Genomic DNA, 13,402 nt, shown 5'->3' on the forward strand with positions numbered 1-13,402 from the left:
TTACCATCAAAGTGAAATTAAGATTAAAAACAACCTCTGAAGGTGGACGATGGTCAGGAATCTCTTCGGGTTATCGGCCTAATCATGTTTTTGAATACAACAAGAAGGGAAATTTCAATACCTCCTTCATTGGAGAAATTACTTTTGACAAGGAATGGATTCAACTTGGGGAAGAGGAGATTGTAACCATAAGTTTTATACCCGGACAGGTTGAAAAATATTTGAATGTTGGACAAAAATGGTGGTTACATGAAGGAAAGCAACTCGTTGGAGAAGCTGAGATTCTGCAAATAATCGAACTAATTAGTAAAATTAAGGAGTAAATATATATTCAATTGAATTAGGAATCTCCGACTAGATGTAATTCTAAATTACATCTTTTTCGTTCCTAAGAATTTGTAATTCAATAATCCCCGCAGGGGTACTTCCGAAGTGGAGGGGGGTACTTCGGAAGTACCCCCTCCCACTTCATAGGTGAACTCACTCACCTTTTTACCTACCCAGTTCACCTTTTTGGTAAACTCACTGACCTTTTTGGTGAACTCACTGACCTTTTTGCTGAACTAGTTCGCCTCAGAGGTGAACTCACTGACCAATTTGCTAAACTAGTTCACCTCGGAGGTGAACTCACTCACCTTTTTGCTAAACTCACTGACCTTTTTGCTTAACTAGTTCGCCTCAGAGGTAAACTCACTGACCAATTTGCTGAACTAATTCGCCTCGGAGGTGAACTCACTCGCCTTTTTGCTGAACTAGTTCGCCTCGGAGGTGAACTCACCATAAACCTCCCTAATTTTAAGTTTGAATATTTTAGGATAGAAAAATAGTTTGTCTGTATTTTACGGAAGAACAAACCCGTTTATTTACTCAGTAACAAAATATAAAATCCATCATCATGAAAAAATTAATTTCGCTGACTTTTTGCTTGGCTTTTCTTGGTCTTGCAAATTCCTTTTCACAAACAATTAATGATATACCGATTAAAGAAATTGATATTGAATACATCCAAATTGTTGGTTCGGGAAATTTTAGAGTTGGGAAAGTTGGAGTAAGAATAGATTTTGGAAATGAAAACAAATACTTAAGCACCAAAGAAATCAGAATTAAAGATGAAAATGGGGACCTTTTGGAGTTTAACTCTATGATCGATGCATTAAATTTCTTGAGTAAGAATGGCTATGAATTTATTGATTCCTATACAATACCACATGATTATAATGATACCTGTTATTATATTCTGAAAAAGAGGGATATACGGAGGTAAGATTTCCAATCCCACCCAGACAAGTTTTTTTAAGTTTGATATAATTACAATCAGAGAGGGTACTTTCAAAGTACCCTCTCCCATTTCAATTGCGAACTCACTCACCTTTTTACCTACCCAGTTCACCTTTTTACTAAACTCACTGACCTTTTTGCTAAACTAGTTCGCCTCGGAGGTGAACTCACTGACCTTTTTGCTGAACTGATTAGCTTCCGAAGTGGGTAAATGACTTAAAGGACCAAGCGCTTATTGCAAATTCCCTACCTGAATCCCTTTTTCAGTTCTTTTCTGATCTCTTTGGCCTCATCCAACTTGTCAAAAAACCACCTCCGAATTTCCAAAAACTCTTTTTTGTACACGTCTCCTTGGGTTTTTTGTAGCTTTTTCCATGTCCGGTTCAATTGGTAATAACCGACAAACCAGGCAATTGCCATGGGTTTCCTGATATCAAGTAATTGGTGGAGGGGAAAAGACCTGAGCTTTATCGGCAAAAACTTGGTTTTATCCCGGGCATTCCGGTCGTGAATCATCGCTGTAGCCACCTGAATCCCTATCTTGTAGCCAAAATACTGCGCGCGGGCGGCAAAGTTGTTGTCTTCGCCATAATGGAAAAAAACAGGGTGGAACAAACCCGTTTTCCGGATCATTTCGGCACTGAGAAACCATGCTGCCGCTCCCACAAACTTTACCTCTATCACTGGAGCAGGATTTTCATTGCTTAGTTCCTTTATGGCCATATCCGGGTCGGGAGAATAATGCTTCGCAACCTGCCCCTTGAATACCGGATCAAAATCGAGTCCAGAACTGTCCAACTGAACAGGGCTTAGGATTCCATATTGAGGATTTTCCAAGGCTGTGGAATGTAGCTTTGCGATACAATCCTGCTGCACATAAGCATCTTGGTTTAATAGAAAAATATGAGAATATCCAAGCTCCAAAGCCCTTTGGATCCCGATATTATTGGCCCCGCCAAATCCAAGGTTTGAGGGTAATTGTATGAACTCAATTTTTTCAAGGAAAGGACTGAGGATTTCAATCGTATCGTCTGTGGATTTGTTGTCCAAAAGAATGATATCCGAACTAACCGAGCTTTGAAACAAATGCTCCAAGCACTTTTTTATCCACCGGGATCCATTATAGGTCACGATAATAGTTGCTATCCCTGTCATTGATTTTCGCATTGGTCTAAAATTTTACTGACTTTGAATCCGCTATTTCTGAAATGCCTTGCATACTATATAGATTTTATGGCTGTCCTGCAAAGGTCTATATGCATCTTACAAATAGAAAGATATCCAAGGGAAATATACAGGTTGAAAATCAAAGAATGCGAAAAGATGGATGAGAAAAGGTGGAAAGTGTGGACAGATACAGCTTTTTGCGAATTAGAATTTGCCTTTTGATTTCTTTGATACCTGAATTTTTTTGAAAGAAAAGAAAGCTATCCTTACCTGACTTTTAAGATATATCCTGTAAATCGGGCGTATGTTACCGTCAATCAAAAAAAGGATTCACGGTTCATTTACTTCGTGCGATATTTTTATAAAAGGTCTGAAATCAAGCCGATTAAACCTGAAAAGTGTCGGTTTCTAAAAAATCATCCCAATCTGACCCCCTACTCTTGCATGACTGGAAAAATTTATTGAAATTCCTGCTATAACCATAAAACCCTCACTATGAAAAAATCTTTTTTACTTCCGACTTTGGCCATTCTCGGCCTGTTGTTTATCCAAGGTACTTCCAAAACCGATGCGGTATCAGAGTACGAACTGCATGCATTGGCTCCTGACATGCCCGCCAATGTCAAGGCAGTCGTCGAGCAAAAATGCTACGGCTGTCATAATGCCGAATCCAAAAACGAAAAAGGAAAAGCCAAGCTGGATTGGGATGCCTTTGAGGCAACCAAGAAATCCAAGCAACTCGCCACCATGGCCAAAATCAACGAAACATTGTCAAAAGGGGAAATGCCTCCTGCCAAGTTCCTCGAAAACAAGCCTGAGGGTAAGTTGTCCGAGTCTGACCTTGCGACGTTAATGGAATGGAGCGCCGGCAAAAAGAAATCAAAAGAATGAAACTCTGGCAATATATAGTGGGAGGCGTTGCCGTGGTATTTATAGGGATCCAATTTGTCCCAAACGAACTACCCTCGGTAGAGCCCAACAATCCTAGTGATATCGTACTCAACGGCCTGGCAAGTGAAGAGATTTCTACCATGCTGAAAACATCCTGTTACGCCTGTCACAGCAATGAGACGGTGTATCCTTGGTATTCGTATGTGGCACCGTCCTCTTGGCTTGTAGCCAAGGATGTGCGTGAAGGCCGCGAGGAACTGAACTTCTCCATCTGGCAGGAATACGACATGATGGACAAGCTCAAAATTCTGGATGACATCGCCATTGAAGTAAAAGAAGGCAGGATGCCGATGGAGATCTACACCTTGATGCATCCCTCCGGAAAGCTTGACGATGCGCAGCGTGCCAAGATCGTGACTTGGGCAGAGGAGACGATGGATATCGTGGCTGAGGAAGAAGGATAAGTCTCAAAATCCATTAGGTCAGATATAAATAAAAAAACCACCAATATCATGGTGGTTTTTTGCTTTGAGTTTAGATTTTCTTTTCTAGGGTCAAAGTTTTAATCCAAAGATTTCAAAATCTTTTCCATGTCAGATTTTAACTCAGGAATGTCAGTTTCAATTATCTGCCAAACCAGAGTAGCATCGACGCCAAAATACTCATGAACAAGAACATTCCTTAAAGAGATTATCTCTTCCCAACTTATTTGAGAATTGTTGGACTTTAAATCTTGTGAAATATGGTTGCTAGCCTCCCCAATTATCTCTAATTGCTTGATACAGGCAAAGCGAACCATGGAATTATTAAAAAAATCACCAATCTCCATATTTGCTACATAAGATTCGATTTCAACTATAGCATCAAGAATATGTTTTATGCGAATTTTATCCCCAAGTTTACTTCGCATAAATCAGTTTTTTTTCACCATCAATGATCGGTTTGATATATTTTGATAAGCCTGCTGAAGAAACCAAATCAACTTTTTTGTCAAGAAGATTTTCCAATTCAAGCTTCATTTGAATAAATCCCAATCCAATCTTTACAGAATAATCCAAATCAACCAAAATATCAACATCACTTTGTTCATCAGCCTCTTCCCTTACAAAGGACCCAAAAAGGTACGCTTTCAAAACCGGCTTCGTTTTGAAATAATCCTTAATAACTGCAATTTTTTCAGTTCCCAAATGCATGTTTCAAAGATACCAATAATTTGAAAAGAGCAATACCACACAATACATGTTTGGATTTCAACCTAAAAAGCAAAAAACCACTGGGATGGTGGTTTTTTTATGCTGACTTGAGCTTAAGCTCGCCTTTACGCTTGATGATTTTGAGTTCGAAGTACTCGTTGATAAAAAACTTGCAGTGGTTTTCTGACCATTCTGCCCTCGATTCTGTATCAAAAAGCAGGGTCATGCGAAGCATGGTTTTTACATATTGCTCGTGATATCCGAGTTCGTGAACCCACTGAATCAATTGCAAGGACCAATCTTCCTGAAACTTCTCCAAATGTGTCCTGCCGTCAAAAAGAAGTTCTAATTGGTTGTCTTTGTTCTTAAATCTGTAAATCCCGCAAAGCTGCCTATAGATCATCCTCAGCCTGTCCTTTGGATACTCATAGGTATCAAGGATTTTGGCAAAGGTTTCGTCCATCAGCATCAATGGATTGTAAAGTTGGGTGTAGGATTTTTTGAGTTCAAAAACCATCACTTCAAGCATTTGCTCTTCCAAAATGGATTGGGCCTGTCTTAAAATGTAATTTTTGTCAAGGGGAAATAACTTTTGAATCATTTGGCTGTCAAATCTTTCGCAAATTAGCCTTTTGCTTCCAGAAATTAAAGGTTTTGTCCTGAAAAAACAGTTTCTACAGCACTTTGGACCAAATCACTTTCAAATCCCCTACCTATCAGGTACTGTTGGATTTTGTACTTTTTCTTAAAGGGATCGGGTTCTTTAACGAACTCGGATTTTTTCTCCACCAAGTCCAGGAGCTTTTGCCAATAATCTTCAGGATCAATTTCTTTCATGCCCGACTTGATACAGTTAGGACTGACTTTTCGGAGTTTAAGTTCTTGAGTGATTTTGTTTCTCCCCCACTTTTTAAGGTTAAACTTTCCCCTGACAAAAGCCTGTGCAAAGCGCTCTTCATTCAAAAAACCCTCCTCGATCATATGGGAAATCAATTCCTCTGCCTGTTCACCATGAATTCCCTTTTCAGCCAGTTTGCTCCTGACCTCCTCCTGACAGCGCTCTTGGTAAGCGCAATAAGCCGCTATTCTAAGCTTGGCTTCTGTCGGAGACCAGTACTTTTTGGGTCGATCGGGATTATATTCTTTTCGTGGGTAGGACATTTTATGTAATTTTAGCCCAAAGTAACTTTTGAAGTTATTTTTTTCAAATCTAACCATCAAACCGAAGAAACCATGCGCAAAAAAATTGTTGCCGGAAACTGGAAAATGAACCTCACTTTTGAAGAAGGCCAAAAACTGACTTCCGAAATCGTCAATATGCTCAAGGATGAAAACATCAAAGATGTCATCACTGTCCTTAATCCACCTTTTGTACACCTTTATCCCGTCAAAAAACTGATTGGAGATACAGCAAACCTTTTTCTTGGTTCGCAAAATTGCTCCGACAAAGCCTCCGGTGCTTTCACAGGTGAGACTTCCGCCGGCATGTTGGCTTCCTTCGGTGCGACCTATGTGATCATCGGACACAGTGAGAGAAGGGAATACTTCAAAGAATCTAACCAATTGCTTACCGAAAAAACCAAGCAGGCACTTGCCAATGGACTGACTCCGATCTTCTGCTGTGGCGAACCTTTGGAAATACGTGAAGCCGGAACCCACGAAGCTTATGTGAAACAGCAATTGACTGAAAGTTTGTTTGATTTTTCTCCTGAAGAAATGTCTAAAATCGTCATCGCTTACGAACCGATCTGGGCCATCGGAACGGGAAGAACTGCTTCTTCCGATCAAGCACAGGAAATGCATGCGGCTTTGAGAGGACATTTGGCAAGTAAATTCGGCAAAGAATTGGCAGACAATATTTCTATCCTGTATGGCGGTTCAGCCAATCCCGGCAATGCCAAAGACCTTTTCTCCAAACCTGATGTGGACGGAGGATTGATCGGTGGGGCATCGCTGAAGTCAAGGGATTTTGTGGAGATAGTGAAGTCTTTCTAAGGAAGAATTACGAAGTGGGATTTACTAACAGCTAAACTTAAATTTGAAAATCTTTTAGCTCTTTTGAAATTGGCAGTGGAGACACTGCCTGGGGCGAACTTACGATTTAAGAAAAATCAGCGGCAGTGGAGACACTGCCGTTTATGCATAATGCAAATAACAATACAAATGGAATATTTAGAATTTAAGATTTCCTGCACAGAACCATTCCGGGAAATCCTCATCGCAGAGCTTTCTGAAGTCGGCTTTGATTCATTTTTGGAAACGGATGAAGGGATCGATGCGTACATTCAGGAGGATTTGATCGACAGGGAAGCCTATCAGGAAATCATCGACAGGTATAAAGAAGCTGGCAAAATTGAAGTTCAGGAAGGCAAGATGCCCAAAGTCAATTGGAATGAGGAGTGGGAAAAGCATTACGATCCCATCTTTGTCGGCGATCAGGTGTATGTGAGGGCTTCCTTCCACGAACCCAGACCCGAATTCAAATATGAAATCCATATCAATCCTAAAATGTCTTTTGGTACGGGACACCATGCTACCACATTTTTGATGTTGTCCCATCAGCTTACCTTAGATCATTCCGGCAAGAGGATTTTGGATATCGGAGCGGGTACAGGCATTTTGGCAATCATGGCACATAAACTTGGGGCTTTGGAGATTGAAGCCTTTGACATAGACGAATGGTGCGTGGAAAACGGCAATGAAAACTTTGACCTGAACGGCATGTCAAAAGTCAGGATGGGAAAAGGAACAGTCCGCGAAGTAAACCCTCAGGGTGAATTCGACATTGTCCTTGCCAATATCAATAAAAATGTCCTTTTGGATGAAATGGAAGTTTATTCTGGTCTTGTGAAAAAAGGAGGCAAACTACTGTTGAGCGGATTCTATGAGCATGACATTGTAGACATCCAAAACAGGGCTTCTTCCTTTGGACTTACTCTTTTGGAACAAAAGACAAAAGACAATTGGGCAGCTTTAATTTTGGAGAAAAAATGACCGAGCTGATAATTTACGCTTTCCTATTCATTGCCCTGATAGGACATACACTCATGGCCTCCAAGATGTACCGAACCGTACATGCTGACGAATCACTCAACATAAAAGAAAAGAATGACTGGAAGCTTAAAGCCTTGATTTTTCCAGGTTTTTTCTTTGGGAAATATAAAAGGCATAAGACATCCAAAAAGTAAAAATCCCTCCAAGAATCAAAATCTTGGAGGGATTGAACAGGTTGAATATTCCAACTTTTTAGCCGTCAGCATCCTCAATATTTGGAGTAAAAGGATTTGATTGACGGATCATTCCTGAAGGCAATTCTCCTTCCGTAGAAGCCACCGCGACGCATACTGCCGCATCTCCGGTAATATTGACGACAGTCCTAAACATGTCCAAAATCCTATCCGGTGCAATGATGAGGGCGATTCCGGCTCCAGGTACGCCTATAGCCTCCAATACTATGATCAACATGATCAATCCTGCACCCGGTACACCGGCCGAGCCTATTGCCGCCAAGGTTGCGGTCAAAACAATTGTCAATTGCTGGGAAATCGTCAGGTCCATACCCAAAGCCTGGGCAATAAATACTGCGGCAACCGCCTGATACAAACTTGTTCCGTTCATATTGACAGTAGCACCCAATGGCAGGACAAAGCTTGACACTTCCTCAGATACTCCGATTTCTTCTTCCACAATCTTCATCGTTACAGGTAGTGTGGCAGAACTCGAAGAAGTCGAAAAACCCAACAACATCGCAGGTCTAAAGGCTTTTAAGAAGGTGATGAAAGGAATTTTGGTGAAGGATTTTAGCAACACGTAATAAACTCCAAATACCACCAAAAATAAACCTCCTAGTACGACCAAAGTATATTTGAGGAGGGCTAGGAGCAGCTCAACTGCAGAATCAGGATCTTCTCCGGCAATCTCGACTATCAGGGAAGCCATCAATGCAAATACACCATAGGGCGCAATCAGCATGATGTACTCCACGATTTTGATGATCACATCATTGAATGCATCAAAGAAACTGGTAAAGTTTTTTGCTTTTTCCTTGGGAATCTGGAGTAAAGCAATGCCAACAATAATGGCAAAAAAGACAACCTGAAGCATGCTGCTGTTGTCTGCTGCTGCTTGGACAATGTTCTCGGGGACGATTTCAATCAATGGTTGCAAGGGGCCCTGGGTGGTGACTTGAGCAGCCTGGTCCGACTTAGATCCTACTGTGTCATCGTACAAGGACATCAAGCTGTCCCTTGTGGCTTGGGGAAGGCTTTTACCTGGTTTAAAGACATTGACCAACAAAAGTCCGATAGAAATCGCAATAATGGTAGTAATCAAATAAGCTAAAAGTGTTTTTCCGCCGATCCGGGAGAGTTTGGATACATCCCCAAGATTTGCAACGCCGATGACCAAGGAGGCAAATACCAATGGAACTGCAATCATTTTCAGGGAATTGATGAAGATAGTTCCTATTGGTTTGACAAAATTGATAATGATATATGGATCAACACCGAATTTGATCATGACCAAGCCGACTACCAGGCCCAAAACCAATCCGATGATAATCTGGGTATGCAAGGGTATCTTTTTCAACATAATAAGTTGGGTTAAAATTAAAGTTTATTTGTCCGGCTGATCAAAAGGTAATCTGCCAATACCAAAGCGGCCATCGCTTCGACTATGGGAACTGCTCTAGGCACTACGCATGGGTCGTGTCTGCCTTTACCCGAAACGGTAACTGAGTCTCCGGATTCATTGACAGATTCTTGATCCTGCATGATAGTTGCGACGGGTTTAAATGCCACATTGAAATATATATCTTCTCCGTTGGATATCCCGCCTTGGATCCCACCGGAATTATTGGTTCTAGTCCTGACCCGATCACCATCCTGGTAATACGCGTCATTATGTTGCGAGCCACGCATCTTCACTCCTTCAAATCCGCTTCCGTATTCAAAGCCTTTCACGGCATTGATGCTCAGCATAGCTTTTCCTAGCTCGGCATGAAGCCTGTCAAACACAGGTTCTCCCAATCCTGGAGGAACACCATTGGCCACACAGGAAACGATCCCGCCCACTGTATCCCTGTTCTTTCTGACCTCATCGATGAACTCAATCATCTTTTCGGCCATTTCCGGATCCGGACAGCGCACGATGTTTTCCTCAGCCTTAGCAAGATCAAGTTCTTGGTAGCTCTTCTCCAACTTCATGTCACCTACCTGACTGACATAAGCTTGGATACTGACACCATAGTGTTTCAAAAGCATTTTGGCAATCGCACCACCTGCTACCCTCGCTGCCGTTTCCCTGGCACTACTCCGGCCTCCACCGCGGTAATCACGGATGCCATACTTTTCGAAATAGGTATAATCCGCATGAGAAGGTCTAAATTTATCAGAGATATGGCTATAATCTTTACTCTTTTGGTCGGTATTCATGATGACCAAACCGATCGGCGTTCCTGTGGACTTCCCTTCAAACACCCCTGACAAGATCTGAAATTCATCTTCTTCTTTTCTTTGGGTGGTGATTTTGGATTGGCCTGGTTTGCGCCGCTGCATTTCGTTGCGGATAAATTCCTCATCGATCGGCAAACCTGCCGGACAGCCTTCTATCACGACACCCAAACCCAATCCGTGGGATTCGCCGAATGTACTTATCCTAAATATCCTTCCAAATGAATTACCCATTGCCTCTTCTTGTGATCAGGACGGCTAGTAGAATGACTGAACCGACCAATAATAAATTGATAAAAACTGAAAAATAGTACTTATATCTCTGGTTTGAAAGCTCGTTGTTTTCCACATCAATCAAATCATAAATCCCTCCCAAACGCTGATTGGAAATGGCTTGGTTGACTTTGGACTCCCCGGTAACATTAAGGATGGCCTTGGGTCTCAGGGTATCGTATTTTTCCAAAGCAGGATTAAAATATATCCATTCAAAGTAATCCCCGAGGTTGATTGTCCCTGGTTCGTTGATGGTAAGGTAATAGCTGAATTCCTTGATGCCGGTAATTTTTCCATTCCCTCTGTTGACCTGCTGACGTACATTGGGATCGAAAGTATTTAATAAATGGATCTGTTTTGTCTGCGGCGGAGAAATCGAATTGATGTTTCCCTGCCCGGTAATTCCAAAATTATAGGTGATGCCTTCTCCCGTTTGCGCTTCAAATTCCGTGATATTTTCTCTCAACTGAAAAATCCCGACACTGACTTCATTTCTGAGTGGATGTGGTGGCAGGGGTTTCACTTTGATAGTTTTTGAGGAAGAGGTAAAAGTTTTGAAATCCTCCAATCTATTGCTGCCAAAGAAAGTTGGATTCTTGGCCACTTTGTATTTGATCATTTCCCATGAAATGGGTGGGATTGTAATTTCACCTTCTGAAAAAGGAAAGAAAGTCGCTTCGTAAACTTTATATTTGATCCAGTTTTTCCCGTTAAAAGTCACCCTTTCAGGCTGGATATTGGTGATGTTGAAGTTTTCTTCCCAAGCATTGGCAGGCTTCATCTTTTTAAGAATAGCGTCCAATTGCTTGCCCGGTTCATAAAACTGAAAAGGGGCCTGATTGGTCTCAGACATGTAAAAAGCCAAGCTTACATTGAATCCTTCTCCAACATATATTTCTTCTTTATCTACGGATGAAGCAAAAAATGCGTCATCTTCGATTTCAATAAATTCGGGTTCTTCCCTTGTCCCGCCAAAAATATCACTGAAAGGATCCGATTGGTTTGGTTGTCTTTGGGCTGCCCGTGCATCGACTACGGTGACGGATTTACCGGGAGAGGCGTAGTCGGTTCCATTTATTTTGATGCTAAACTTTCCAATGTTAACAACACCTTTTTTGGTCGGTTTATAATATTGGATAATGCTGCTGGTACTGCTGACCTGCCCATTGATGACATTCATAGAAGATGATTGGGAAAGGCCCTGTTTTTGAAATCCGGCTATTTCCGGGAACTCATCATAGGATTTGATCTTGTCGTTTGCAATGGTCACTTTGATGCTAAACGTCTCGTTGAGTGCTATTTCATCCGGCCCCAATTCTATGGCCACTTCTTGGGCGAAAGTGCCCATAGAAATAAAAAGAAACAAACATACAAGAATAGCGCTGACTGTCGTTTTACTCATGTTGGTATGACTACTAATGGTTTGCAAATTAGCTTTATATTTTAAACGCAACAAACCAAATTACATGTCGTATTAACAAACAATCTGTTTAATCATTACTTACTAAATTCTTTAAAATATGCTGGAATACGTGAAAATCATCTTGATGAAAGTCAGTTTTGACGGAAAATTGTTTGAGAAAGAGTTGCGCAAGGCCCTAAACCTGCTGATGCCGACTGAGATACAGGAATTTAAGGATTGGTGTTACAGGAAGTTTTCAGGAAAATACGAACCCGTCCTAAATAAATATTTCATTAGCCTTGCAGGTTAAATCAAAAAGCCCCGAGTTTGGGGCTTTTTTTATTTATAGCAATACCGGATGCCTTTCAAAATGCTTCTGCCTATCAAACAAGTACCTGAAGGTAACCAAGGTCCGAAAGTGTTTTCCCCCGAGATTTTTTGAAATATTCAGCATTTTGGGATTAAAGTCCCCCTGCCAATACAGCTCCAGTTTTTTGTAGGAAGTGGTGGATTTGATGACTTTTTCCGCCTCCACGATCATATAATAATCAAGACCTGTGCCTTGGAATTCCGGTACCACACCGAACACCAAACCCACGAAATTCTCATTTTTCCCAAAGGTTTTGATGAGGAAGAATTTCAGTTTCGCAAACCAATCAAACTTTCCGTCAAGGTGCTTGATGATCTGATTGATGTCCGGAAGGTTGATCCACATCACCACAGGTTCATCTTTGTAATAGACAAACCAGATTAGTTTTCCATCCAAAACAGGTTTGATGGTTTTGAACAATTTCAACGCCTGTTCCGGTGAGATATCCTTGTTACCTTGATGCTTTGCCCAAGCCTTGTTGTACACGATACTGAGGTCTTTGGCATATTTCTCCAAGTTGTCCTTTTTGAGATATTCCGCCTTGAAGTCCGGGTTTCCATAAAACTTCTGATGGGCCTCATAAAACTTAGGATCCAGTTGATGCGCCTCTTGGGCCACAGAAAGACTCCAGCAAATTTGATTGTAAAAATTCTGGAAACCGTAGGCTTCAAATAATTTTTGGTAATAAGGCGGATTGTAATTCATGTTGTAGATCGGCGGATGAAATCCATCCACCAACAAACCCCACCATTTATCTCTGTCACCAAGGTTGATCGGCCCGTCCATTGCCTGCATTCCTTTTGACTCTAGCCAGTTTTTGGCAGTATCAAAGAGAAAGTCTGCGGCTTTATGGTCATCTATGCAATCAAAAAAACCGAATCCACCAACAGGGACATCATCCCCTTTGTTGGTGTATCTTTTATTTACAAAAGCGGCAATCCTTCCTATAAGCTTCCCCTGACCGTCTTTAAGGACCCATCGTTTGGCCTCGGATTTTGCCAAAAGTTTGTTCTTTTTTGGATCAAAAACTGACATCACATCAACATCCAATGGCCTGATCCAGTTGGGATAAGGCTTATTGATCAGGACATGAGCTTCCAGAAAATCCCTCTCCAGTTTTCCGGAATTGACTTCAAAAATCTTCATAGCATCTTATTGGTGACCCAAAATTAACCTATTTGATTTCTTAAATACAGATTTTTGGTTAGGATTTTAACAAAGAATGGCCTACCATAAACATGGATTACTTTATCAACCAGCATTTTAAGAGAAGCTATTTTTTTATCTCCTTTTTTGAAAAAATGTGGCGGCACATCCCATTTTTATTTGGAAAAATTAGTTGATATAGATTAGATTTAGGTTTGAGTCGGCTTTACAC

General features: G+C 41.2%; 17 protein-coding genes. 8 read left to right on the forward strand and 9 right to left on the reverse strand.

Features of this window, described 5'->3' with window-relative positions; all coding sequences use genetic code 11:
- The first annotated feature begins 11 nt into the window (after nucleotides 1-11).
- On the forward strand, nucleotides 12-323 hold the full coding sequence (locus NU887_RS14090) for a hypothetical protein (protein WP_258424021.1): 312 nt from the start codon (nucleotides 12-14) through the stop codon (nucleotides 321-323).
- 572 nt (nucleotides 324-895) lie between these two features.
- Nucleotides 896-1,264, forward strand: coding sequence for a hypothetical protein (locus NU887_RS14095; protein WP_258424022.1), 369 nt, complete (start codon nucleotides 896-898; stop codon nucleotides 1,262-1,264).
- A 260-nt stretch (nucleotides 1,265-1,524) separates the two neighbouring features.
- On the opposite strand, the gene NU887_RS14100 is transcribed toward NU887_RS14095, so the two are convergent.
- Entirely contained in the window at nucleotides 1,525-2,445 is a 921-nt protein-coding gene (locus tag NU887_RS14100; protein ID WP_258424023.1) for a glycosyltransferase family 2 protein, read from the reverse strand.
- A 495-nt stretch (nucleotides 2,446-2,940) separates the two neighbouring features.
- Here NU887_RS14100 and NU887_RS14105 point away from each other — a divergent pair, with 495 nt between their 5' ends.
- Nucleotides 2,941-3,336, forward strand: coding sequence for a heme-binding domain-containing protein (locus tag NU887_RS14105; protein WP_258424024.1), 396 nt, complete (start codon nucleotides 2,941-2,943; stop codon nucleotides 3,334-3,336).
- The gene (locus NU887_RS14110; protein WP_258424025.1) at nucleotides 3,333-3,800 is read left to right on the forward strand and encodes a heme-binding domain-containing protein; all 468 of its coding nucleotides are present in this window, start codon (nucleotides 3,333-3,335) and stop codon (nucleotides 3,798-3,800) included. Before NU887_RS14105 ends, NU887_RS14110 begins: the two co-directional genes overlap by 4 nt.
- Nucleotides 3,801-3,898: 98 nt before the next feature.
- Here NU887_RS14110 and NU887_RS14115 read toward each other — a convergent pair whose 3' ends face one another.
- The 4 genes from NU887_RS14115 to NU887_RS14130 all read right to left on the reverse strand — a co-directional run bounded on the left by NU887_RS14115 (nucleotide 3,899) and on the right by NU887_RS14130 (nucleotide 5,690).
- Nucleotides 3,899-4,246: a HepT-like ribonuclease domain-containing protein gene (locus NU887_RS14115; RefSeq protein ID WP_258424026.1), complete on the reverse strand. Its 348-nt coding sequence runs from the start codon at nucleotides 4,244-4,246 to the stop codon at nucleotides 3,899-3,901.
- Complete coding sequence (locus tag NU887_RS14120) at nucleotides 4,236-4,529, reverse strand: nucleotidyltransferase family protein (RefSeq protein WP_258424027.1); 294 nt, start codon at nucleotides 4,527-4,529, stop codon at nucleotides 4,236-4,238. Before NU887_RS14120 ends, NU887_RS14115 begins: the two co-directional genes overlap by 11 nt.
- Before the next feature lie 97 nt (nucleotides 4,530-4,626).
- Nucleotides 4,627-5,130, reverse strand: coding sequence for a hypothetical protein (locus tag NU887_RS14125; RefSeq protein WP_258424028.1), 504 nt, complete (start codon nucleotides 5,128-5,130; stop codon nucleotides 4,627-4,629).
- 44 nt (nucleotides 5,131-5,174) lie between these two features.
- Nucleotides 5,175-5,690, reverse strand: coding sequence for a regulatory protein RecX (locus NU887_RS14130; RefSeq protein WP_258424029.1), 516 nt, complete (start codon nucleotides 5,688-5,690; stop codon nucleotides 5,175-5,177).
- Nucleotides 5,691-5,762: 72 nt separating this feature from the next.
- On the opposite strand from NU887_RS14130, the gene tpiA reads away from it, so the two are divergent.
- From tpiA to NU887_RS14145, 3 genes are all read left to right on the forward strand, one after another.
- Complete coding sequence (gene tpiA / locus NU887_RS14135) at nucleotides 5,763-6,524, forward strand: triose-phosphate isomerase (RefSeq protein ID WP_258424030.1); 762 nt, start codon at nucleotides 5,763-5,765, stop codon at nucleotides 6,522-6,524.
- A gap of 168 nt (nucleotides 6,525-6,692) precedes the next feature.
- Nucleotides 6,693-7,523, forward strand: coding sequence for a 50S ribosomal protein L11 methyltransferase (gene prmA / locus NU887_RS14140; protein ID WP_258424031.1), 831 nt, complete (start codon nucleotides 6,693-6,695; stop codon nucleotides 7,521-7,523).
- Nucleotides 7,520-7,717 carry a hypothetical protein gene (locus NU887_RS14145; RefSeq protein WP_258424032.1) on the forward strand — a complete coding sequence of 66 codons (198 nt, stop codon included), beginning with the start codon at nucleotides 7,520-7,522 and terminating at the stop codon, nucleotides 7,715-7,717. Before prmA ends, NU887_RS14145 begins: the two co-directional genes overlap by 4 nt.
- 58 nt (nucleotides 7,718-7,775) lie before the next feature.
- On the opposite strand, the gene NU887_RS14150 is transcribed toward NU887_RS14145, so the two are convergent.
- Genes NU887_RS14150 through NU887_RS14160 form a run of 3 tightly spaced genes read right to left on the reverse strand, consistent with a single transcriptional unit; the run spans nucleotide 7,776 to nucleotide 11,654 of the window.
- Complete coding sequence (locus tag NU887_RS14150; RefSeq protein WP_258424033.1) at nucleotides 7,776-9,119, reverse strand: dicarboxylate/amino acid:cation symporter; 1,344 nt, start codon at nucleotides 9,117-9,119, stop codon at nucleotides 7,776-7,778.
- Nucleotides 9,120-9,136: 17 nt separating this feature from the next.
- Nucleotides 9,137-10,213, reverse strand: coding sequence for a chorismate synthase (gene aroC, locus NU887_RS14155; protein ID WP_258424034.1), 1,077 nt, complete (start codon nucleotides 10,211-10,213; stop codon nucleotides 9,137-9,139).
- Nucleotides 10,206-11,654 carry a BatD family protein gene (locus NU887_RS14160; protein WP_258424035.1) on the reverse strand — a complete coding sequence of 483 codons (1,449 nt, stop codon included), beginning with the start codon at nucleotides 11,652-11,654 and terminating at the stop codon, nucleotides 10,206-10,208. Before NU887_RS14160 ends, aroC begins: the two co-directional genes overlap by 8 nt.
- A gap of 118 nt (nucleotides 11,655-11,772) precedes the next feature.
- Between NU887_RS14160 and NU887_RS14165 the strand changes: the two genes are divergently transcribed.
- A complete protein-coding gene (locus tag NU887_RS14165) occupies nucleotides 11,773-11,964 on the forward strand; it encodes a hypothetical protein (protein WP_258424036.1) in 192 nt (63 codons plus the stop codon).
- A 33-nt stretch (nucleotides 11,965-11,997) separates the two neighbouring features.
- Here NU887_RS14165 and NU887_RS14170 read toward each other — a convergent pair whose 3' ends face one another.
- The gene (locus tag NU887_RS14170) at nucleotides 11,998-13,170 is read right to left on the reverse strand and encodes a hypothetical protein (protein WP_258424037.1); all 1,173 of its coding nucleotides are present in this window, start codon (nucleotides 13,168-13,170) and stop codon (nucleotides 11,998-12,000) included.
- Nucleotides 13,171-13,402 lie beyond the last annotated feature (232 nt).

Source organism: Aquiflexum gelatinilyticum (assembly GCF_024741135.1).
Lineage (GTDB): Bacteria > Bacteroidota > Bacteroidia > Cytophagales > Cyclobacteriaceae > Cognataquiflexum > Cognataquiflexum gelatinilyticum.

Excerpts from the sequence above, each read along its gene's own strand:
- NU887_RS14095 (WP_258424022.1), top strand. The coding sequence starts at position 896 with ATGAAAAAATTAATTTCGCTGACTTTTTGCTTGGCTTTTCTTGGTCTT.
- NU887_RS14100 (WP_258424023.1), bottom strand. The coding sequence starts at position 2,445 with ATGCGAAAATCAATGACAGGGATAGCAACTATTATCGTGACCTATAAT.
- NU887_RS14105 (WP_258424024.1), top strand. The coding sequence starts at position 2,941 with ATGAAAAAATCTTTTTTACTTCCGACTTTGGCCATTCTCGGCCTGTTG.
- NU887_RS14110 (WP_258424025.1), top strand. The coding sequence starts at position 3,333 with ATGAAACTCTGGCAATATATAGTGGGAGGCGTTGCCGTGGTATTTATA.
- NU887_RS14115 (WP_258424026.1), bottom strand. The coding sequence starts at position 4,246 with ATGCGAAGTAAACTTGGGGATAAAATTCGCATAAAACATATTCTTGAT.
- NU887_RS14120 (WP_258424027.1), bottom strand. The coding sequence starts at position 4,529 with ATGCATTTGGGAACTGAAAAAATTGCAGTTATTAAGGATTATTTCAAA.
- NU887_RS14125 (WP_258424028.1), bottom strand. The coding sequence starts at position 5,130 with ATGATTCAAAAGTTATTTCCCCTTGACAAAAATTACATTTTAAGACAG.
- NU887_RS14130 (WP_258424029.1), bottom strand. The coding sequence starts at position 5,690 with ATGTCCTACCCACGAAAAGAATATAATCCCGATCGACCCAAAAAGTAC.
- tpiA (WP_258424030.1), top strand. The coding sequence starts at position 5,763 with ATGCGCAAAAAAATTGTTGCCGGAAACTGGAAAATGAACCTCACTTTT.
- prmA (WP_258424031.1), top strand. The coding sequence starts at position 6,693 with ATGGAATATTTAGAATTTAAGATTTCCTGCACAGAACCATTCCGGGAA.
- NU887_RS14145 (WP_258424032.1), top strand. The coding sequence starts at position 7,520 with ATGACCGAGCTGATAATTTACGCTTTCCTATTCATTGCCCTGATAGGA.
- NU887_RS14150 (WP_258424033.1), bottom strand. The coding sequence starts at position 9,119 with ATGTTGAAAAAGATACCCTTGCATACCCAGATTATCATCGGATTGGTT.
- aroC (WP_258424034.1), bottom strand. The coding sequence starts at position 10,213 with ATGGGTAATTCATTTGGAAGGATATTTAGGATAAGTACATTCGGCGAA.
- NU887_RS14160 (WP_258424035.1), bottom strand. The coding sequence starts at position 11,654 with ATGAGTAAAACGACAGTCAGCGCTATTCTTGTATGTTTGTTTCTTTTT.
- NU887_RS14165 (WP_258424036.1), top strand. The coding sequence starts at position 11,773 with ATGCTGGAATACGTGAAAATCATCTTGATGAAAGTCAGTTTTGACGGA.
- NU887_RS14170 (WP_258424037.1), bottom strand. The coding sequence starts at position 13,170 with ATGAAGATTTTTGAAGTCAATTCCGGAAAACTGGAGAGGGATTTTCTG.